Annotated in this window: 16 protein-coding genes and 2 riboswitches; of the genes, 8 read left to right on the top strand and 8 right to left on the bottom strand. The window is 64.4% G+C overall.

All coding sequences use genetic code 11. The features are described from left to right. Nucleotides 1-125: 125 nt before the first annotated feature. Nucleotides 126-1,370 carry an acyl-CoA dehydrogenase family protein gene (locus tag B2W55_RS11760; RefSeq protein WP_024580262.1) on the bottom strand — a complete coding sequence of 415 codons (1,245 nt, stop codon included), beginning with the start codon at nt 1,368-1,370 and terminating at the stop codon, nt 126-128. Nucleotides 1,371-1,721: 351 nt separating this feature from the next. Here B2W55_RS11760 and B2W55_RS11755 point away from each other — a divergent pair, with 351 nt between their 5' ends. After that, nucleotides 1,722-3,911 carry a prolyl oligopeptidase family serine peptidase gene (locus tag B2W55_RS11755; RefSeq protein ID WP_024580263.1) on the top strand — a complete coding sequence of 730 codons (2,190 nt, stop codon included), beginning with the start codon at nt 1,722-1,724 and terminating at the stop codon, nt 3,909-3,911. 247 nt (nt 3,912-4,158) lie between these two features. On the opposite strand, the gene B2W55_RS11750 is transcribed toward B2W55_RS11755, so the two are convergent. The 3 genes from B2W55_RS11750 to metE all read right to left on the bottom strand — a co-directional run bounded on the left by B2W55_RS11750 (nt 4,159) and on the right by metE (nt 7,986). After that, a complete protein-coding gene (locus tag B2W55_RS11750) occupies nt 4,159-5,094 on the bottom strand; it encodes a helix-turn-helix domain-containing protein (RefSeq protein WP_024580264.1) in 936 nt (311 codons plus the stop codon). 209 nt (nt 5,095-5,303) lie between these two features. Continuing rightward, nucleotides 5,304-5,501 carry a hypothetical protein gene (locus B2W55_RS11745; RefSeq protein WP_024580265.1) on the bottom strand — a complete coding sequence of 66 codons (198 nt, stop codon included), beginning with the start codon at nt 5,499-5,501 and terminating at the stop codon, nt 5,304-5,306. Between the two features lie 142 nt (nt 5,502-5,643). Further along, nucleotides 5,644-7,986, bottom strand: coding sequence for a 5-methyltetrahydropteroyltriglutamate--homocysteine S-methyltransferase (gene metE, locus B2W55_RS11740; protein ID WP_024580266.1), 2,343 nt, complete (start codon nt 7,984-7,986; stop codon nt 5,644-5,646). A 110-nt stretch (nt 7,987-8,096) separates the two neighbouring features. Then, nucleotides 8,097-8,296: riboswitch (cobalamin riboswitch) on the bottom strand. Between the two features lie 272 nt (nt 8,297-8,568). Here metE and B2W55_RS11735 point away from each other — a divergent pair. From B2W55_RS11735 to B2W55_RS11720, 4 genes are all read left to right on the top strand, one after another. Beyond that, nucleotides 8,569-9,558: a DUF6925 family protein gene (locus tag B2W55_RS11735; RefSeq protein ID WP_244442169.1), complete on the top strand. Its 990-nt coding sequence runs from the start codon at nt 8,569-8,571 to the stop codon at nt 9,556-9,558. Nucleotides 9,559-9,604: 46 nt separating this feature from the next. Continuing rightward, nucleotides 9,605-10,186, top strand: coding sequence for a hypothetical protein (locus B2W55_RS11730; RefSeq protein WP_024580268.1), 582 nt, complete (start codon nt 9,605-9,607; stop codon nt 10,184-10,186). A gap of 116 nt (nt 10,187-10,302) precedes the next feature. Continuing rightward, nucleotides 10,303-10,523: riboswitch (cobalamin riboswitch) on the top strand. 115 nt (nt 10,524-10,638) lie between these two features. Next, nucleotides 10,639-13,518, top strand: coding sequence for a ribonucleoside-diphosphate reductase subunit alpha (locus B2W55_RS11725; protein WP_024580269.1), 2,880 nt, complete (start codon nt 10,639-10,641; stop codon nt 13,516-13,518). 15 nt (nt 13,519-13,533) lie between these two features. Further along, a complete protein-coding gene (locus B2W55_RS11720; RefSeq protein ID WP_024580270.1) occupies nt 13,534-14,664 on the top strand; it encodes a ribonucleotide-diphosphate reductase subunit beta in 1,131 nt (376 codons plus the stop codon). Between the two features lie 88 nt (nt 14,665-14,752). Here B2W55_RS11720 and B2W55_RS11715 read toward each other — a convergent pair whose 3' ends face one another. After that, nucleotides 14,753-15,526: an SDR family oxidoreductase gene (locus B2W55_RS11715; protein WP_024580271.1), complete on the bottom strand. Its 774-nt coding sequence runs from the start codon at nt 15,524-15,526 to the stop codon at nt 14,753-14,755. 137 nt (nt 15,527-15,663) lie between these two features. Here B2W55_RS11715 and B2W55_RS11710 point away from each other — a divergent pair, with 137 nt between their 5' ends. Then, the gene (locus B2W55_RS11710; RefSeq protein ID WP_024580272.1) at nt 15,664-16,572 is read left to right on the top strand and encodes a LysR family transcriptional regulator; all 909 of its coding nucleotides are present in this window, start codon (nt 15,664-15,666) and stop codon (nt 16,570-16,572) included. Nucleotides 16,573-16,624: 52 nt separating this feature from the next. Here the strand turns inward: B2W55_RS11710 and B2W55_RS11705 are convergent, their stop codons facing one another. From B2W55_RS11705 to B2W55_RS11695, 3 genes are all read right to left on the bottom strand, one after another. After that, nucleotides 16,625-16,777 (bottom strand): hypothetical protein, encoded by a 153-nt coding sequence (locus tag B2W55_RS11705; protein ID WP_160306739.1) that lies wholly within the window; start codon nt 16,775-16,777, stop codon nt 16,625-16,627. Between the two features lie 144 nt (nt 16,778-16,921). Next, nucleotides 16,922-17,395: a hypothetical protein gene (locus tag B2W55_RS11700; protein ID WP_024580273.1), complete on the bottom strand. Its 474-nt coding sequence runs from the start codon at nt 17,393-17,395 to the stop codon at nt 16,922-16,924. Between the two features lie 46 nt (nt 17,396-17,441). Further along, entirely contained in the window at nt 17,442-17,768 is a 327-nt protein-coding gene (locus B2W55_RS11695) for a hypothetical protein (RefSeq protein WP_024580274.1), read from the bottom strand. A 113-nt stretch (nt 17,769-17,881) separates the two neighbouring features. On the opposite strand from B2W55_RS11695, the gene B2W55_RS11690 reads away from it, so the two are divergent. Next, nucleotides 17,882-18,814 (top strand): LysR family transcriptional regulator, encoded by a 933-nt coding sequence (locus B2W55_RS11690; RefSeq protein WP_024580275.1) that lies wholly within the window; start codon nt 17,882-17,884, stop codon nt 18,812-18,814. A gap of 113 nt (nt 18,815-18,927) precedes the next feature. Then, nucleotides 18,928-19,542 (top strand): TetR/AcrR family transcriptional regulator, encoded by a 615-nt coding sequence (locus B2W55_RS11685; protein ID WP_024580276.1) that lies wholly within the window; start codon nt 18,928-18,930, stop codon nt 19,540-19,542. Nucleotides 19,543-19,558: the final 16 nt, after the last annotated feature.

The raw sequence follows: 19,558 nt of genomic DNA, 5'->3' as shown, positions 1-19,558 counted from the left end.
AAGCGCCCCTCGATCGGGTGAGACGGCAGCATTAGACAACTGAGTTGGGGGCCGCGTCAAGAGGAAATTCGGAAAAAGCGAATAGCGGTCGAGGGAGGTCTCGCTCTCCCGGAACTTCCGCCAGATCATGCCGCTCCGCTTGCGGCAAGAGGATCGTAGTCGTGGCTCTTGAACATCGTGTGCAATTGCCGCCGCCGGATGCCCAGATTGCCTCCATCGAAGATCGGCAGCGCGAGCGCGTCCTGGAGCAAGCTGCCGAATGGCGTCTCATGATCGTAGCTGTCGATCCCGACCACCCGCATCAGATCGGTGATGACGCGTACGGCGGCCTCGGAGCCGAAGATCTTGGCTTGCACTGAAAGCTCCTCTGCGGCCGGCGATTGGGTGTCGAGGGCATGGCAGGCGCGCCAGCTGAGATAACGCGCGGCTTCGATCGTGGTCTTGGCATCGGCGAGCGCGTATCCGACCGCTTGATGCTCGATGATGGGGTGAACGCCGCCGCGCTTTTCGGTACGAGCAAAATCCAGCGCGAATGCGAAGGCAGCGCGCATCAGCGCGACGCCGAAGATTCCGACCAGTGCCGCGGTGCCGGTGAACGCCGCTGCGGTCAGCGCCAGGCCGGCACCCTGCTGTCCGAGCAGATTGTGGTGCGGCGCCTGCACGTTCTGGAAGCCAAATTGCGGTACGAGATGGGCGCGATGACCGATGCTGTCGATCGCGCGTTCGAACACGAGGCCGCTCACCGGACCTTGCACGGCAATGATCGAGATCGCCGCATCGGACGCGGCTGCCGGATCGGTCCGGCATACGATGGTCAGAAGATCGGCGCCATCCCTATTCCAGCCTGTCGCCGAGGACACCCATTTCTTGCGACCGTTGATCACCCAATTGTCGCCCTCCCGCCGCGCGGTGGTGCGGACGCCTTCACCGGGCGGCGGCGCGGCGGCGTTGGCGCTGCCTCCCGGTTCGCTGGAGCAGAAGGCGGCGAGCGGCGCGCCATTGGTCTTCAGGAACGGCGCAAGCAGCCGCTGACACTGCGCCGGCGTGCCACCGAGCAGCAGCGGCAGCAGGCCGAGCACGCTGCCGAGCATGGTGAGGGTCACACTCGGATTCACGCTATAGAATTCCTCGGCCAGGATCGCCATGTCGACCATGCCGGCGTTGTCGCCGCCCGCCGGCGCCGGAATGCACTTGCGCAAATAGCCGGCCGCGACCATCGCCTCATAAGTCGGCTTGGTCGCGAGAAAGCGCTGCTCGGGCGTCGGCAGCTGTTCGGCGGCCCTGGCATCGGCCAGCACCTCCCTGGCAAACTTGCGAGAGTCGAGTTGCAGTTCGCGCTGCTGTGCGGTGAGCGTGAAATCGATCGCCATGTCAATGCCCTCTGTGTCGGCCGTTGGGGCAAATGGCTATCCCGATGTGGTCGGGAAATCTTGGACAGCAGCGCCAGATTTCTTGGCGCAGAGTGAACCGGAGCGGCCGTCGGACACGGACGGGCCGCGGCCTTGCACTCGATCTTTCAGCCGCCTGGCTTGTTGTCGGGATCGGCCGAGACAAGGTTTGCAACGATGGGGCGAACGACACTGCCGGGGTGTTGACGAGGAAGTGAGTGTTCCCAAGGCTCAAGTCGCCGTTATGATTTGGGCATAATCATTGGTAGCTGTTGCTCAAAGCATAAACCAAAAAGAGAGCGTCAAGTTCTTAACCTCGAGGGGAACGCAGACGTGGCACTCGACGACAATTTCCAGCCGACGCGCAGGGACGCCTTGATCGGCGGCCTGGCGTCTGGCGCGTTCGCGATCGCGGGGCCAGCCTTCGCACAGGCCGCCGACGGGCTCGTTGCGGCGATCAGCCTTGCGCCTCCGCGCGACGACAGCGTGGTGCAGACCTTTCATGGCATCAACATTCCCGATCCCTATCGGCCGCTTGAGGATACCGCCCGGGCCGAGGTGAAAACCTGGATCGAAGGCCAGAACGCGCGCACGCGCAGCATGATCGACGCGCTGCCGGTCCGACAGCGGTTGCAGGACTTCATGAACGCGGCGCTGGACTACCCGAGGACCACGATCCCGGGCCAGTATGGCCGGCGCTACTTCAGTTTCTTCTCCGATGGCCTCGTCAACCAACGCAGTGTCGGATTTCAGGAGTACCTGGCCGGCCCGCGCAAGACGCTGATCGACGCCGGCGCGCTGTCGTCGGATGGAACGGTTGCGATCCTGTCGTTCTTCCCCGATCGGGTCGGCAGCAAGGTCGCCTATCTGCTGTCCGAAGCCGGCAGCGATCGGGAGACGCTGCATGTCCGTGACGTCGAGACCGGCCAGGACCTGCCGGACGTGCTCGCATGGTGCAAGCACACGACCGTCGCTTGGGCCCGCGACGGACGCAGCTTCTACTATTCCCGCTATCCGGGCGACACAGAGCCTGCCGATTGGTACCGCCGCAGCCAGATCGTGTGCCAGCACCGGATCGGCGAGCCCCAGTCGGCAGATCGAGTGATCTTTCGGCAGTCGGCGCGTCACGATTACTATTGTCAGGTGACGGCATCGCCTGAAGCCGATCTCTTGAAGATCGTGGTGAGCATCGGAACGTCTGAAAAGGCGGGTTACTACGTCGCTCCCCTTCACGACGCATCTGACATCACGGAGATATTCCCGATCGGGATAGCCGGCTTCTACCCGATCGCCAATGTCGGAGCGACGCATTACGCGATCACGAATCTCGACGCGCCGAACTTTCGACTGGTGCGGATCGATCAGGCCGACCCGAAGCCGGACCGGTGGCATACCGTGATCGCCGAAAGCGATGCGGCGCTGAACGCCGCGGCGGTGTTCGACAGCAAGCTGGTGGTCAAGCACTATCGAGATGTCAACCAGCGGGTGGCGATCCACGATCTCAACGGACAGCACCTCTCGACGATCGATCTCGGCGGCCTTGAGAGCGTCGCGTTCGGGCGCTATTTCAGGGGCGACGACCATCTGCTGCTCGAGGTGAACGACTACAAGCGGGCCAGCCGCATCGAATGGCTGGATCTGGAGAGCGGCAAGCCGTCGTTGTTTCGCGCTTCGGCCGCCAGGCACAGCCTCGCCGATGTCGTCGTCGACCAGGTCTTCGTGACCAGCAAGGACGGCACGCGAGTTCCGATGACATTGATCTATCGGCCCGGGATTGCGCGCGACGGCAACAATCGCACGCTGCTCACCGCCTATGGCGGCTTCGGATACGCGTTGTGGCCCTATTACAGCGACAGGATTGCCGCCTGGGTCCGGATGGGCGGCGTCTATGCCCTTGCCTCCATTCGAGGCGGCGGCGAATACGGCCAGCCGTGGCATGACGGCGGGCGGCGAACCCACAAGCAGTCCTCCTACGACGATTTCATCGCCTCGGCGGAATGGCTGATCGGCAACGGCTACACCCGAACCGAGAGGCTCGGCATCAACGGCGCCAGCAATGGCGGGCTGCTGGTGCTTGCGACCATGTTGCAGCGACCCGACCTGTTCGGCGCAGTCGTCTCGGCCGTTCCCGTGACTGACATGCTGCGTTTCCCGAAATTCACCTTCGGCATCAACTGGATTCCGGAGTACGGTGACGCTGAAAGCAATGAGACGGATTTCAAGACGCTGCTCGCCTATTCACCACTTCACAATATCCGCAAGGACGTGAAGTATCCGCCGCTTCTGGTTCTCACTGCCGACAATGATGACCGGGTAGCGCCGGCCCATTCCTACAAATTCGTGGCGACGCTGAATGCCCTCTCTCCGGAGAGTGTCGTATATCTTGGCGTCGAGCGCCGCGCCGGCCACGGCGAGGGCAATGCATTGAGCAAATCGATCAACCGCGACTGCGATACGCTCGCGTTTCTTTGCGACAAGCTCGGTGGTCCGATGCAGGAATTGCCCAAGCTCGCGCCGGCCTGATCGCAGCGGAGCCGCCAAACCTGCCGGAATTGCCCGCGTTGGAGGTGTCGAATGGTCGACACCATCCATCTTGCGAACGGCATGCGGCGCCATGGGGGCCGCCATGCGTCGTCACCTTGAGCTTGCCGAAGCGAAGTTGCGCGAGCGTGCGCATCGATCCAGATCTTGAGGGGATGAGGCGGGAGTCCGAGCCATCGCGATTTCCGGTCTTCGCGGCGTCCGCCGGACTGGCTGGCCGCGTCGTGCGTCAGCTCAAGGCGGTTCGGCGAAACTCGCGGGGGGCCAGGCCATTGTGGCGCTTGAACAGGCGGTTGAAATGCGAGATGTCGCGGAATCCCGCCGCAAAGGCGATCTCGGCGATGGTCCTGTGGGCGGAGTTGCGATCGAGCAGCGCGCGCGTGCATACGGCAATCCGCTCCGCGTTGACGTGCTCGCCCACCGAGCGGCCGGTGGTCGCAAACAGGCGGTGCACGTAACGCTCGGAGCAGTGGAATTGCGTGGCGAGCGCGAGCGCGCCGAGATCGGGGTCGTCGCTGCGGCGGGCGATATGATCGAGCATCATCGACAGCAGCACGGGCGTATGCACGCGCTCCGCCGGCATGTCGGTGAGGATGTCCGGCGCGTGCGCGATCAACTCGGCGATGTGCGTGCCGATCATCGTCGAGGTCGTTGCGCGCTGGCGGCCATTGAGGCAGAGCTCGGCGTAGCTCGCCAGCGTCCGGGACAGCGTGCGGCCGGTTTCGGTCGCCGACAGGCCGAGGCGCGGTCGATCGAACAGCGCATCAGGCAACAGGCGTCGCGGCACGGCGAAGCAGAACAGCTTGAAATCGCGGCGATGGGCGATCTCGAACGGCTGGGTCGTATCCGCAAGCGCAAGGTCGCCGGGTGCGCAGATCTGCTCGTGGCCGCGCTGCGAGGTCCGTCCCAGGCCTTCAAGCTGGAGATTGACAAAGCAGAGATCGTCGGTGCTTGCGGCGATGTGCGACGGGAGCCGGACCACGGTGTGTCCGCTCGCAGTGACCTGGGAGATCTGAACCGGAGCGGCGTCGACCTTGGAGATCGCGCCTGCAAAGGACTCCCCGGCGATCCGGCGCGGCTCCAGCCGCACGAAAGCAGCCGCGAGGTCGTCGGCCCAACTTCCGAAAGGCTGATCCGGACGGGCCGGCCTGGTCGACCATTCCATGAGCGCCTCGAATAGATTGCCACTGCGAAGGGCCCGGCGCCCGAACGATACCGCCGGCAAAACCAGCGGTCAAATTCGGTTCAGGGGATCGACCAGGCGGCGACTGGCCGGGCCGGTCTCATTAATCCGGATGAGCGGCGATCTTGCGAAGATCAGGTGCGGACGTGGGTGCGGACGGCCCGAATTCAGGTCTGATCGTCAGTCTCCCGTTATGCTTTCGTCGTCGGCCCGAGATGCAGCTCCATGATCTGCTGCGGTGTCTCGCGGACCTCCATCGTCTGTCCGTCGCCGCCGACGAAGGCGAGCACGGTGCGCTCGCCGTCGCGCAGCATCGAGCCGACCAGCGCGATGTTGATGTGAATGGCCTGCCCGTTGTCGAACCGCGTGCACTCGATCCAGAAACGCATGGTGTCTCCTTCGATGTCCGGGTTCGACCCGGGCAGGGTTTTTCAAGGCGCGATGACGTTCGGGTGAATGTCATCGCGCCTTGGCTTTTCATAGGAGTATGATCTTTCCCGAAAACCGCTTCACATTTTTCCGGATCATGTTCTAGGCCAGCTCGCGCAACTCGCGGGCCGCGGCGACCATGTTGACGAGGGCCGGGCGGACCTCATCCCATTTGCGGGTCTTCAGGCCGCAATCCGGATTGATCCAGAGCTGGCCGTCGGTCAGGCGCTCCCGTGCCAGCTTGAGCAGCTCGGTCATCTCGGTCACCTCTGGCACACGCGGCGAGTGGATGTCATAGACGCCGGGACCGATCTCGTTCGGATAGCGATAGTTCCGGAACGCATCCAGCAACTCCATCTTCGAGCGCGAGGTCTCGATCGAGATCACGTCGGCATCCATCGCGCCGATCGCGTCGATGATGTCGTTGAACTCGGAGTAGCACATATGGGTGTGGATCTGGGTCTCGTCGCGGACGCCGGACGAGCAGATGCGGAAGCACTCCACCGCCCAGTCGAGATAGGTTGTCCACTCCGAGCGACGCAGTGGCAGGCCTTCGCGCAGCGCCGCCTCGTCGATCTGGATCATGCCGGCGCCGGCCGTCTCGAGGTCGGTGACCTCGTCGCGGATCGCCAGCGCGATCTGCCGGCAGGCCTCGCTGCGCGGGATGTCGTCGCGGACGAACGACCAGTTCAGGATGGTGACCGGCCCGGTCAGCATCGCCTTCATCGGCCGCTTGGTCAGCGACTGCGCATACTGCCACCACTCGACCGTCATTGGCTTCGGACGCGACACATCGCCGAACAGGATCGGCGGCCGGACATAGCGCGAGCCGTAGGACTGCACCCAGGCGTGCTCGGTGAACACGAAGCCGGCGAGCTGCTCGCCGAAATACTGCACCATGTCGTTGCGCTCGAACTCGCCATGCACCAGCACGTCGAGGCCGATGGTTTCCTGCCAGCGCACGGTCTCGGCGGTCTGCTCCCGCAGGAAGGTCTTGTAGTTGGCGTCGCTCAAGCTGCCCTTGGCATGCGCGGCGCGGGCCTTGCGGATCTCCGGCGTCTGCGGGAACGAGCCGATGGTGGTGGTCGGGAACGCGGGCAGGTTGAAGCGGGCATGCTGAACGTCGGCCCGTTCTTCGAACGGGCTGGCGCGGCAGCGCATCGCGGCGTCGACGGCAGCAAGGCGGCTCGCCACCTTCGGATCGTGAATCTGCGGCGAGGTCTTGCGCGCGGCGGCGGCTGCATCGGAGGCCTTCAGCGCATCCGCGATCGACGCGCGGCCGGCGGCAAGCGCGGTCCCGAGCGCGGCCAGTTCCTCGATCTTCTGCACCGAAAAGGCGAGCCAGCTCTTCACCTCGGCATCGAGCTTGGCTTCGAGTGCGAGATCGATCGGCACATGCAGCATCGAGCAGGAGGGTGCGATCTGCACCCGGTCCTTGCCGAGCTTGGCGACCACAGGTTCGAGCCGGTCGAGCAGCTTGCTCAGATCGGCGCGCCAGATGTTGCGGCCGTCGAGCACGCCGAGCGAGACGACGCGGTCGGCCGGTAGCCGGGCAAGATCGTCGAGTTGCTCCGGCGCGCGGACCAGATCGAAATGCAGGCCGGCGACCGGAAGCGCGAAGGCCGTGTCGCGGTTCGCGCCGAGGCTGCCGAAATAGCTCGCCAGCATGATCTTGACCTGCGGTACCGCCTTGGCGATCTCGGCATAGGCGTGGCGCAGCGCATTGCGCGCGGCATCGTCGAGATCGAGCACCAGGCAAGGCTCGTCGATCTGCACCCAATCGGCGCCGCGCTTGGCGAGCTCGCGCAGCACCTCGATGTAAACCGGCAGCAGCCGGTCGAGCAGCGACAGCGGCTCGAAGCTGACGTCCTTGCTTTTGGCGAGCTTGAGGAAGGTGACCGGACCGACCAGCACCGGGCGGGTCTGGTAACCGAGCGCCTTGGCTTCCTCATATTCCTCGATCGGCTTGCGCGAGGCGAGGGTGAACTGCTGATCCTTCGACAGCTCAGGCACCATGTAGTGATAGTTGGTGTCGAACCATTTGGTCATTTCCTGCGCCGGTACGCCATGACCGTGGCCATGATGGGCGTGGCCGCACGACGCGTCGTGCGTGTCACCCTGCGCGCCGCGCGCCATCGCGAAGTAGGTGGCAAGCGGTACTGGACCGCCGCTCCAGCCATAGATCGCGGGAATCGCGCCGACCATCACCGAGGTGTCGAGTACCTGGTCGTAGAACGAGAAATCGTTCGACGGGATCACCGAGACGCCGAGCTTCTTCTGGCGCGCCCAATTGGCGGCGCGCAATCCGATACCGGTGTCGATCAACACCTGCTGGCTTGACGCGCCGGACCAGAAGCTTTCGAGCGCGAGCTTGAGTTCGCGCCGCGGACCGATCCGCGGCGTGCCGAGTGTGGTAACCGGAAGAGAGGAGAGATTGGTAGACATTGGCTTAACCCCAAACAGTTGGGGGCAAAGGCCGTAGTGACACGTCTGGACTCCGCACGTGCCAAGGCGCTAGCGGGTCGCAACCGCACCACCGGGACACCCCGCCCGAGGACGTGTATGTTGTCGGGGCAGGTCTCCTGGCTCGCGGGTCGTCGCTCTTGTCCTGCCTTCCCGAGGCTCGCGCCTCAGTGGCTTTGGATGGACAACAGCTCGCCGCTTACAGTTGCGGGGGCAGCGCCGGCATCACACCGGCTTCCCTCTTAGCTCCAGGTCAATCGGGACCTGGAGAACCTCGACGAGCCTGATTAGCGGCTATCGGCTGGTGACGTCAACCTTGCCGCGGTCATCCCGCGGCGCGATCGATCTAAGCCATGGTCCGGATTGGACATTCGTGACTGGCCGCGTGCCGTGCCGAGATAATCCTGTCGTGAAGTTGCCGCGGTCTGACATAATATCTTCATGCCGGCACGAGCGACGCAGGCATTCTGGAACCATTCCTGTCGTGGATGGATGAGAGAGTCGGAAATGAGCGCAGCAGTCGCGCGAGCTTGATCGGCCGATATGACAACAGATCCTGCCACCATGGTCATGCTCGCCGCGCAGCTTGATGATCCACAGGCCGGCTGGAGCGTCGGCACGTTCGGCGCCATCGCCGAGTTCACGCGCGAGCCCGACGAACCCGTGCGGATGACACGGGCCGGCGACGGGATCACTGCCGTGACTGACAAGGGCGCGATCAGGATCGTTGCTCACGCCGGCCTGCGTCTGATCGCGTCGGAATCGCCGACCACGGATAGCTGGATGCATCGCGTCGCGCTCTGCCTTCCACAACATGGATGCGCCATGGGTGGGAGGACAGAATTGACCGAAGTCGGCCCGGATCACGACGCGTTGCGCAGCCGGGATCGCAACAGCGTGCTGTTCGACCTCGGCCTGGGCGTACTGCATATCGATGCCTGCGTACGGCTCGACGACGAGGACACCGTCCGCGCCCTCCGGAGCCGTGTTGGCAAATCGCTGTTCGCGCCGGGCAACGATGCGATGGGGATCATCCTCGGCGCCAATCCGCATCGCGTTTTCACCAGCCGTATCGGACGGGTCGAGGTGTTTCAACCGATCCCGCCCCCGGGCGGCAGGAGTCCGGACGGTCCGCACACCCATGTTCTGCCCAAACTGCTGGCGCATGGCCGCACGCATGCTGCGACCGAGCCGTTGCCCGATGGCTGGATCCCTTGCGCGCATCTCTATCCGGCACATCCGCTCCGCGATCAGCTCGGCCGCAAACGTGAATTTCGGCGCGAGCATCACGTCGCATTCCAGGCACTGCTCGCGCGCTTCGGCTTGCCTGAACTGCTGGCGTTGAAGCGCAGGGTCATCGAGGCCGTCGCCGCCGGACAGGCTCCAGATGCAGTGGTCTTGCCGGGCGACCGTTTCGCTAGGGCGACCGTCCGGGTTGCCCTTCGACAATTGGGGGCGACGGAACAACTGACGCCGGTGCTTGTCGAATGGCTTGCTGTGCACGACCGGCTCGATCTGGTAGATTCCGAGAACCCGATGGAAGCGCCGCATTGAGGCCAAGCGGCATGGGACGTGAGAAATTGCCGGAAGGAGATACGCCATGGCTTTGAACGATCTGCCTTCCAGTGATCGATTCCGGCTGCATCCCGTCGAGCCGCGCTATGCGCCGATGTTCTGCTTTGCGCTCTCGACCGCCGCATCCGCGCTCGCGAGCTTCGTGTTCGCCTGCGCGACGCCGTTTGCCGCGTTCGCCGTGATCGCTGCGGCCGTGTTGCCGCTGCGCGGGGCCATGCTGGTGGTGTTCGGCACGTGGCTGGTCAACCAGACCATTGGATTTGGCGTGCTGCACTATCCCGTCGATGCCAAGACCATCGCCTGGGGTTTTGTGATCGGGGCTGCGGCCCTCGCCGGCACCGCGGCGGCATCCGCCGTCTTTCGCCAACTGCCCAGGAACCGCGTGGTGGGTACCTTCCTGCTCGCCTTCGTCGGCGCCTATGCTGGCTATGAAATCACGCTGTTGGCCGCCACGCCGGTCCTCGGCGGGGCCGGGGCATTCACCCCGGCCATCGTTGCGCGCATCGGGTTGCGCAGCGCGCTCTGGCTTGCCGGCTTGGTTGCGGCCTGCGAAATCGTCCGCTTGCTCAATCCGTTTGGTCGCCGACGCGCGGTGCGGCTGCCGTAGTAACCCTACGGGGTTCCAGGATGATTCATCCACAGACCCTTAACGAGGCTTTGGATAAGCATCGAAATATTTTGGATAGGCCGTCTGGTGGGCGTTGACACCCCAGCCCAAATCACACCAGATATAGGCGTCACGGTCTGCCATATCCCTAGATTTGGTGGCTAAGAGGGAAGCCGGTGAACTACGGGTTGATCCGTAAAAACCCGGCGCTGCCCCCGCAACTGTAAGCAGTGAGTTGTTCCCGATAGCTAAGTCACTGATGCCGCAAGGCATTGGGAAGACGAGGGAGCAATGACGACCTGCGAGCCAGGAGACCTGCCGCGACACCGAAATTACGTCCACGGGCGGGGTGTCCCGGCGGTCGCATGCAGAGCCGTGCCGGTGGCGCCAGCCGCCGGGTGATGCAGCGTCCCCTGACATCCAGTCCCAACAAACATCACGGGGTCTGCACGATGTCTCTCTCTCTCGATCGCGAAACAAAGCCAGCGTCAGTTGTCCTGCTGCGTCCGGAAGCGCTTGCCGCGCCGGAAGCCGCGCCGCCGATGCAGGTGATCCGCCGCAACGGCACGGTGTCGAGATTCGACGCCAGCAAGATCTCGGTGGCGATGACCAAGGCGTTCCTGGCGGTCGAGGGGCACACCGCCGCCGCGTCGCGCCGGGTGCATGAGATCGTCGAGCAGCTCACCGCCGAGGTCGTCACCGCGCTGTCGCGACGCATGAGCGAGGGCCGCACCTTCCACATCGAGGACGTGCAGGACCAGGTCGAGCTTGCGCTGATGCGCAGCGAGCACCACAAGGTGGCGCGGGCCTATGTGCTGTATCGCGACGAACGCACCAGGCAGCGTGCCGAGCAGGACGCGGCAAAGGCTGTTGCCAAGCCCGCGGCCGGTCCGACCATTCACGTCACGCTGCCCAATGGCAGCAAGGTGCCGCTCGACCACGCGCGGCTGGCGCTGATCATCAACGAGGCCTGCGCCGGCCTCGACGGCGTCGATGCGGCGCCCGTGGTCGCCGAGACCCAGCGCAACATCTATGACGGCATCAGCCAGGACGAGCTGGCGCTCGCCTCCGTGATGGCCGCCCGCACCCTGGTGGAGCAGGAGCCGAACTACACCTATGTCAGCGCGCGCCTGTTGCTCGACAAGCTGCGCACCGAGGTGCTGTCCTATGTGCTTGAGGTGCCGACCAGCGCCTCGCAGGCCGACATGGCAAGCCGCTACGCCGAGTACTTCCCGGCCTATATCAAGACCGGGATCAAGACCGAACTGCTCGACGCCGAACTCGGCCGCTTCGACCTGGCGCGGCTCGCCGCGGCGCTGAAGCCCGAGCGCGATCTGTCGTTCCAATTCCTCGGCTTGCAAACGCTGTACGACCGTTATTTCCTGCATGTCCGCGGCAACCGCATCGAGCTGCCGCAGGCGTTCTTCATGCGCGTCGCGATGGGCCTGGCGCTGCGCGAGATCGACCGCGAGGGCCGCGCGATCGAGTTCTACAATCTGTTGTCGTCGTTCGACTTCATGGCCTCGACGCCGACATTGTTCAATTCCGGCACCCAGCGGCCGCAGCTCTCGTCGTGCTTCCTGACAACCGTGGCCGACGATCTCGACGGCATCTTTAAGTCGGTCAAGGACAACGCGCTGCTGGCGAAATATTCCGGCGGGCTCGGCAACGACTGGACCCGCGTCCGCGGGCTCGGCGCGCACATCAAGGGCACCAATGGCGAGAGCCAGGGCGTGGTGCCGTTCCTCAAGGTCGCCAACGATACCGCGATCGCGGTCAACCAGGGCGGCAAGCGCAAGGGCGCGGTCTGCGCCTATCTCGAGACCTGGCATGTCGACATCGAGGAATTCCTCGATCTGCGCAAGAACACCGGCGACGACCGCCGCCGCACCCACGACATGAACACCGCGAACTGGGTGCCGGACCTGTTCATGCAGCGCGTCGAGGCCGACGGCGAATGGACGCTGTTCTCACCTGACGAGACGCCGGATTTGCACGATCTCTACGGCAAGCCGTTCGCCGAGCGCTACGCCCATTACGAGGCCAAGGCCGCGCGCGGCGAGATGCGGGTGTTCAAGCAGATTCGCGCCGTCGATCTCTGGCGCAAGATGCTGACCATGCTGTTCGAGACCGGTCATCCCTGGATCACCTTCAAGGACCCGTGCAATCTGCGCTCGCCGCAGCGCCATGCCGGCGTGATCCATTCCTCGAACCTCTGCACCGAGATCACGCTCAACACCTCGGACGACGAGACCGCGGTGTGCAATCTGGGCTCGATCAACCTCGCCAACCACATTCAGGACGGCAAGCTCGACGACGCCAGGCTGAAGGCGACGGTGACGACCGCGATGCGGATGCTCGACAACGTCATCGACATCAATTTCTATACCATCCCGGAGGCGCGCCGCTCCAATCTGCGGCATCGCCCGGTCGGTCTCGGCCTGATGGGCTTCCAGGATGCGCTGCATGCGCTGCGGATCGCGGTGGCGTCGGACGCGGCGGTTGCCTTCGCCGACCTCAGCATGGAGGCGATCTCCTACCATGCGATCTGGGCCTCCAGCGATCTCGCCGCCGAGCGCGGCCGCTATCCCTCGTTCGAGGGCTCGCTGTGGAGCCAGGGCATCCTGCCGATCGATTCGATCGACTTCGTTGCCGATGCCCGCGGCGGTGTCGCGATGGATCGCGCCTCGACCCGTGACTGGCCGACCCTGCGCGCCCGCGTCACGTCGGTCGGCATGCGCAACTCCAACGTGATGGCGATCGCGCCGACGGCGACGATCTCCAACATCTGCGGCGTCGCGCAGTCGATCGAGCCCGCCTACCAAAATCTCTATGTCAAATCCAACATGTCCGGCGACTTCACGGTGGTGAACGACTATCTGGTGCGCGACCTCAAGGCGCGGGGGCTGTGGGACGAGGTGATGGTCAACGACCTCAAATATTTCGACGGCAGCGTCGGCTCGATCGACCGCATCCCGGACGATCTCAAGGCGCTCTACGCGACCGCGTTCGAGATCGACTCAAGTTGGCTGCTCGAGGCCGCGGCGCGGCGGCAGAAGTGGATCGACCAGGCGCAGTCGCTCAACCTCTATATCGCCAATCCTTCCGGCAAGAAGCTCGATGCGCTGTATCGTCTGGCCTGGTCGCTGGGACTGAAGACCACCTACTACCTGCGTTCGCGCAGCGCGACCCATGTCGAGAAGTCGACGCTGAAGGGCACCGACGGCAAGCTCAACGCGGTGTCGTCGGTGGCGCTGGCATCACCGGCGCCGGATTTGTCGGGTGCGATCGCCTGCTCGATCGACAATCCCGACTGCGAAGCCTGCCAGTAAGAAGGATCAAAAAACATGCTCGACTGGTCAGAGACCACAGCCACCGCCAAGAAGGCACCGCCACCTGTCATGGCTGTGTCTGCCGCATCGACCGAGGCCGCCGGCCTCGGCGCCATCGACCGCCATGGCGGCCGCGTCTCGGTCGACGAGAAGCGGATGATCAACTGCCGCGCCGACGTCAACCAGCTGCTGCCGCTGAAATACAAATGGGCGTGGGAGAAATACCTCGCCGGCTGCAACAATCACTGGATGCCGACCGAGGTCTCGATGCAGGCCGACATCGCGCTGTGGAAGTCGCGCGACGGTCTCACCGAGGACGAGCGCCGCGCCATCAAGCGCAATCTCGGCTTCTTCGCGGCGTCGGAAAGCCTGGTCGCCAACAACATCGTGCTGGCGATCTACCGCCACCTCACCAACCCGGAGTGCCGGCAATATCTGTTGCGCCAGGCTTTCGAGGAGGCGGTGCATACCCACACCTTCCAGTACATCGTCGAAAGCCTCGGCCTCGATGAGGGCGAGCTGTTCAACATGTACCGCGAGGTGCCGTCGATCACCGATAAGGCGGCATGGGCGATCAAGCACACCCAGCATCTCGACGATCCCGACTTCAAGACCGGCACGCCGGCTGCCGACCAGGCGTTCCTGCGCGACCTCGTCGCGTTCTACGTGATCTTCGAGGGCATGTGGTTCTACACCGGTTTTGCGCAGATCCTCTCGCTCGGCCGTCGCAACAAGATGGTCGGGATCGCGGAGCAGTATCAGTACATCCTGCGCGACGAGAGCATTCACCTGAACTTCGGCATCGACGTCATCAACCAGATCAAGATCGAGAATCCGCACCTGTGGACGTCGGCGTTCCAGGACGAGATCCGCGGCATGATCCGCGAGGCGGCCGAGCTCGAGGCCGCCTACGGTCGCGATACGATGCCGCGCGGCTTCCTCGGGCTGAATGCCGTGCTGTGCGAGCAGTACATGCACTTCATCGCCAACCGGCGCTGCGCCCAGATCGGGCTGACGCCGGTGTTCGCGGAAGCCGAGAACCCGTTCCCATGGATGTCGGAAGCGATGGACCTGAAGAAGGAGAAGAACTTCTTCGAGACCCGCGTGATCGAATACCAGAACGGCGGCGCGCTGAGCTGGGATTGAGCGCATCGGCGCCCGTCATTCGGTAACTTGCCAGCGGGCCACGCAATGCGCGGCCCGCTTCATTTTCGTGAGTTAACGCCGGCGCGCCTTACTTCGTGGTGTAGCCTCCATTGACCAGGATGGTCTGGCCGGTCATCCACCAGCCCTCCGACACCAGCAGGCGAATCCACGGCACGATGTCCTTGATGTCGGTGAGGCCGGTCTTCGAGAAGCCGGACAGCGCCGCGGCCGATTTGTGATAGGCGACCGCATCGGCGCCCTCGGCCGGATAGAAGAACGGCGTGTCCATCGGGCCCGGTCCGATCGCGGTGACCGAGATGCCGCGCGCGCCGAACTCCTTCGATGCGGCGCGGGTGAAATGCTCGACCGGCGCCTTGGTGCCGGCATAGGCCGCGTAGTATGGCGTGTAGGCGCCGAGCAGCGATGTCACCAGCGTGCAGATCTTGCCGTTGTCGTTGACGTGGCGACCGGCCTCTTTGAGAAAGAAGAACGCCGTCTTGGCGTTGACCGCGCTCATCGCGTCATATTCGGCTTCGGAGATCTCGACCATCGGCTTCTTCAGCACCTTGCCGACGGTGTTGATCGCGATGTCGGGACGCCCGACTGCGGCAACTGCATCGGTGAACAGCTTCGCCATCGCGCCGGCGGCCGTGAGGTCAGCCTGCAAGGCAACCGCCTTGGCGCCCGCGGCCTGCACCGCCGCGACCGTCGCGTCGGCATCGGCCTTGGTCGCGGCGCTGTTGTAGTGGATCGCGATCGCCTTGGCGCCATGGGCGGCGAGATCGCGCGCGATCAGGCCGCCGAGATTCTTGGCGCCGCCGGCGATGATGACGGTCTTGTCCTTGATGCTGTGGTCGGTCATTGGCGTTTCGCCTCTCCGGATGGTGCGGCCACGCCCTGCGGCCGCTTTCTGGAGAGGACGATATCGTCTAGGATTGGCAGATAAAGCTACCAATTCTGACCTCACTTGTCAGAAATTGCGAACAATTGGAGCCGATTCTGGACCGTATCGATCTTTTCCGCATCTTCGCCCGCGTCGTCGAATGTTCGAGCTTCACGCGGGCGGCCGACACGCTTGGCGTGCCGCGCTCGTCGGTTTCGTCGGCGGTGGCGGAGCTGGAGCAACGCGTCGGCGCACGGCTGCTGCATCGCACGACGCGCAAGGTATCGCCGACCCATGACGGCGCGGCGTTCTACGAACGGTGCCTGCGCCTCGTCGCCGATGTCGAGGATGCCGAAACGCTGTTCCGTCAGGCCGCGGCCGAACCATCGGGCCGGCTCCGGGTCGACGTGCCCGGGAGGATCGGGCGCCTGATCATCGCGCCGGCGCTGCCGGCTTTCCTCGATCGCCATCCGCAGATCGAGATCGATCTCGGCGTCACCGACCGTGCCATCAACCTGATCGAGGATAGCGCCGACTGCGTCGTGCGCGTCGGCGCGCTCGGCGATTCCGCACTGATCGCGCGACCGCTCGGCAATCTGACGCTGATCAATGTCGCAAGCCCGGCCTACCTCGCCCGCCACGGCTCGCCGCGAATACCTGACGAGCTCGCCGCGCATTGGGCGGTCAACTACGCCTCACCATCAACCGGCCGCATCGAGCAATGGGAGTGGTGCGAGCAGGGCGCCTCGCGTACGACAGCGGTGCGCGGCCGCGTCACGGTCAACAGCGCCGAGGCTTATATCGCCTGCTGCCTCGCCGGTCTCGGCTTGATCCAGATTCCGGCCTACGACGTGAAGCGACATCTCGATGCCGGCGAGCTCGTCGAGGTGATGCCACATCACCGCGCAGCGCCGATGCCGATGACCCTGCTCTATCCGCATCGCCAGCATTTGTCGCGGCGGTTGCAGGTGTTCGCGGATTGGCTGACGGCGCTGTTGAAGGAGAAGCTGCGCGTCGCGGGCTGAGCGAATTTCCCGTCGGGCTTCTCCGCGATGGCCGCGCAGAAGGCGCGGCGCGTCATCGCCCGCGGTTGCCGGCGCGGGTCGCGGCCGCCGTTCTCGCACTAGCCGGCTCGACCTTGGGTTGGAAGAACAAGCGGGGCGCCACCGAGACCAGTCCGAAGGTCATTCCGAGGAATGCCAGGAACGTATCGAGATAATTGAACTCCATTTGAGTTGCCTCCATTCGGCTTGCACAGACTTGGCGAGGTGCTTGGGCCCGGTGCAATGCGTTCGATGGACCAGATATGGTCCGATACATTACTCGGTGCAATATAAACATTGATCTCGGAGCAATACTTTCAATGCTCCGGGTTTAGGCCGCGATCCGGCCCCGCTGGCGCGGATCCGCGTGCCGCTGTTCGATGGCGTTGACGGAGTTTTCGAAGGCTTTTTCCAGGACGCCGCTGCCGATCGTGCGCAGCACGAGGCCGAGGATCCGTCCTTTGACGTTCCTGCCGTCGCGCACCACGACCACGTCGATGTCGGTGGTGCCATCGGGCCGGCGCGTGAAGCTGTAGGTATGGCCCGATCTGCCACCCCAGACGTTGGAGTCGGTCGTGGTCAAGACGACGTGATCGGGGTTCGACCAATCGTAGTGCAGCCGCTCCCAGATGCCGTTCGAGCCCTCCGTCACGTCCGCGTGCGACGGGCCGCGATCATGCACCTTGAGATGGGCATCGGCGCTGTTGCTGAACAGCCTGGAGCGGCCCGGCCCGAAATCGGTGAGACCGGCGACGTATTGCTCGGGCGTCAACCAGGTCGTCCGGTGAAGGTGGATCGTGGACATCGTTGGCTCCTGCACGGGTGATGGAACGGTGCTGACGCTGCGCGGCTCAGTCGTAGAGCGCGTGCGACTTGCGAACCGTCAGGCTGTCGCCGGTGCGGCTGATCTCCACTGCACCGGCCTGTGTCGGCGTCGAGAGCAGCGCACGCTGACCCGGCGCCAGTACCGACACGAAACGCACCGGCGTGCCGGCCGTGCCCTGCGCGAGCGTGGTCACGACGCGATATCCGTCCGGTTCGACCGTGTAGTAGGCGACGCCGGAGAGGTCGCCGAGATGGATGCTTTGGGCCTCGAACGGCTTCAGCCCATCCGCGTGCGCGGTTCCCCATGAGGCCAGGGTGAAGGCGGCGGCGAGAATTGTACTGCGGATCGACATGGGATCCTCCTTTGGCTCGGGTCTCAGAACTTGGGTGGCGGGCAATGCCGCCGGCTCCCTTGCCGAAGCAGATGGTCAGGCTATGATCATCGATCAAACAGATGAGATCGATAATGGCCATCGATACCGTCAATTTAGGCCGCGTCGACCTGAACCTGCTCGTTCACCTCGACGCGCTGCTGACCGAGCGGAGCGTGACACGGGCGGCGGCGCGCGTCGGGATCGGCCAATCCGCGATGAGCCACAACCTCGCTCGCCTGCGCGAACTGCTCGATGACGAGCTGCTGACGCGGGCGGCCGACGGCATGCGCCTGACCCCGCGCGCGGTGACCTTGCTCGAGCCGGTGCGGATGGCGCTCGCGCAGGTCGAGGCGGTGCTCCGGCGCGAGCAGACCTTCGATCCGGCCACGGCGGTGCGAACCTTCAGGCTCGGCCTGTCGGACAGCATGGAAATCCTGATCGTGCCGCGCCTGCTGGCCCGCATGCGCGAGATCGCGCCCGGCATTCACCTGCGGCTTTACAATGTCGATACGTCCCGCTTGCTCGATGACCTCGACGCCGACGAATTCGATCTCGCGCTCTCCTATGGGCCGATCCAGCAGGGGCAATTGCACCACAAGCAGCGCGTGCTGTTCACCGAGAGCTTCCTTTGCATGTTCAATGCCGAGAAGACCGGCGTCACGCCGCCGATCTCGCTCCAGGATTACATCCGGCTTCCGCACGTGCTGACCAGCCTGCGGCCGGGGCGCAGCGTGCGCGGCTTCGTCGACGATGCCCTCGATGAGCTCGGCCTGCATCGCACCGTCGTGCTGACCACGCCGCGTTTTCTCACCGTGCCGTATCTGGTGGCGCAGGCGCCTGTCATCGTCACCATGGGCGCGCGGCTGGCGCGTCGTTTCGCCGCCGATCTCGGGCTCAGCCTCAGTCCGCCACCGGTGAAGGTCAAGGACGTCACCGTGTCACTGCTGTGGCATGCGTCCTACGATCACGATCCGGCTCACGTCTGGTTGCGCGACCAGCTGGTCAAGCTGGTCGCCGAACTGTGAGCCGCGCACTTTCGCCTCGGCGAAGCGTGCTCGCGGGCTTCTGCGTGATGCCGGCATGGTCGCCGCGGCGCGGGCTCGCTTGATATCAAGACCGAATGGTCTATATTTACGCGATGAGCCGTCAAACCCCTGTGCAGCTGCCCCGTGGCCGCCCGAGAAGTTTCGACACGGAGGCCGCCGTCGAGCGCGCGATGAATGTGTTCTGGACGCGCGGCTACCACGCCACAGCGCTGCCGGACCTGCTTCGCGCGACGAAGCTGTCACGCGGCAGCCTTTACGCAGCGTTCGGTGACAAGCATTCGTTGTTCTTGCTCGCGCTCGATCGCTACATCGCCGATGCCCACACACGGATGGATCTCGAACTCGATCCGCGCCGGGATCCGATCGAGGGCCTGCGGGCCTACCTTGCCGGCTACGTTGACCGTAATAGCGGTGCCAACGGTCGACGCGGATGCCTGCTGGTCGCCACAGCCATGGAACTGGCTGGCCGCGATGCCGACGTCGATCGTCGCATCGGGCGCTTTTTCAAAGACATGGAGGCGCGGGTGGCTGGTGCACTCTCCCGGGCGAAAGCCGCGGGCAAGTTGGCCGATGGCGTCGAGCCTTCGAGCGCGGCCCGAATTCTCGTCTGTTTCGTCGAGGGCCTGCGGGTGGTTGGTAAAACGGCACCGACGCGGATCATTTCGCAAGCCACCGTCGACGCCTTTCTCGAGCGCTTCATCAGGTAAAGCAACCCATCGACGC

Origin of the sequence: Bradyrhizobium sp. UBA2491 (genome assembly GCF_002341725.1) — a bacterium.
Lineage (GTDB): Bacteria > Pseudomonadota > Alphaproteobacteria > Rhizobiales > Xanthobacteraceae > Bradyrhizobium.
This window is presented reverse-complemented; position numbering and strand designations above follow the sequence as displayed.

What these genes read in the sequence shown, in the direction of transcription:
- B2W55_RS11760 (WP_024580262.1), bottom strand. Translation starts at nt 1,370, where the DNA reads ATGGCGATCGATTTCACGCTCACCGCACAGCAGCGCGAACTGCAACTC.
- B2W55_RS11750 (WP_024580264.1), bottom strand. Translation starts at nt 5,094, where the DNA reads ATGGAATGGTCGACCAGGCCGGCCCGTCCGGATCAGCCTTTCGGAAGT.
- B2W55_RS11745 (WP_024580265.1), bottom strand. Translation starts at nt 5,501, where the DNA reads ATGCGTTTCTGGATCGAGTGCACGCGGTTCGACAACGGGCAGGCCATT.
- metE (WP_024580266.1), bottom strand. Translation starts at nt 7,986, where the DNA reads ATGTCTACCAATCTCTCCTCTCTTCCGGTTACCACACTCGGCACGCCG.
- B2W55_RS11735 (WP_244442169.1), top strand. Translation starts at nt 8,569, where the DNA reads ATGGTCATGCTCGCCGCGCAGCTTGATGATCCACAGGCCGGCTGGAGC.
- B2W55_RS11730 (WP_024580268.1), top strand. Translation starts at nt 9,605, where the DNA reads ATGGCTTTGAACGATCTGCCTTCCAGTGATCGATTCCGGCTGCATCCC.
- B2W55_RS11725 (WP_024580269.1), top strand. Translation starts at nt 10,639, where the DNA reads ATGTCTCTCTCTCTCGATCGCGAAACAAAGCCAGCGTCAGTTGTCCTG.
- B2W55_RS11720 (WP_024580270.1), top strand. Translation starts at nt 13,534, where the DNA reads ATGCTCGACTGGTCAGAGACCACAGCCACCGCCAAGAAGGCACCGCCA.
- B2W55_RS11715 (WP_024580271.1), bottom strand. Translation starts at nt 15,526, where the DNA reads ATGACCGACCACAGCATCAAGGACAAGACCGTCATCATCGCCGGCGGC.
- B2W55_RS11705 (WP_160306739.1), bottom strand. Translation starts at nt 16,777, where the DNA reads ATGGAGTTCAATTATCTCGATACGTTCCTGGCATTCCTCGGAATGACC.
- B2W55_RS11700 (WP_024580273.1), bottom strand. Translation starts at nt 17,395, where the DNA reads ATGTCCACGATCCACCTTCACCGGACGACCTGGTTGACGCCCGAGCAA.
- B2W55_RS11695 (WP_024580274.1), bottom strand. Translation starts at nt 17,768, where the DNA reads ATGTCGATCCGCAGTACAATTCTCGCCGCCGCCTTCACCCTGGCCTCA.
- B2W55_RS11690 (WP_024580275.1), top strand. Translation starts at nt 17,882, where the DNA reads ATGGCCATCGATACCGTCAATTTAGGCCGCGTCGACCTGAACCTGCTC.
- B2W55_RS11685 (WP_024580276.1), top strand. Translation starts at nt 18,928, where the DNA reads ATGAGCCGTCAAACCCCTGTGCAGCTGCCCCGTGGCCGCCCGAGAAGT.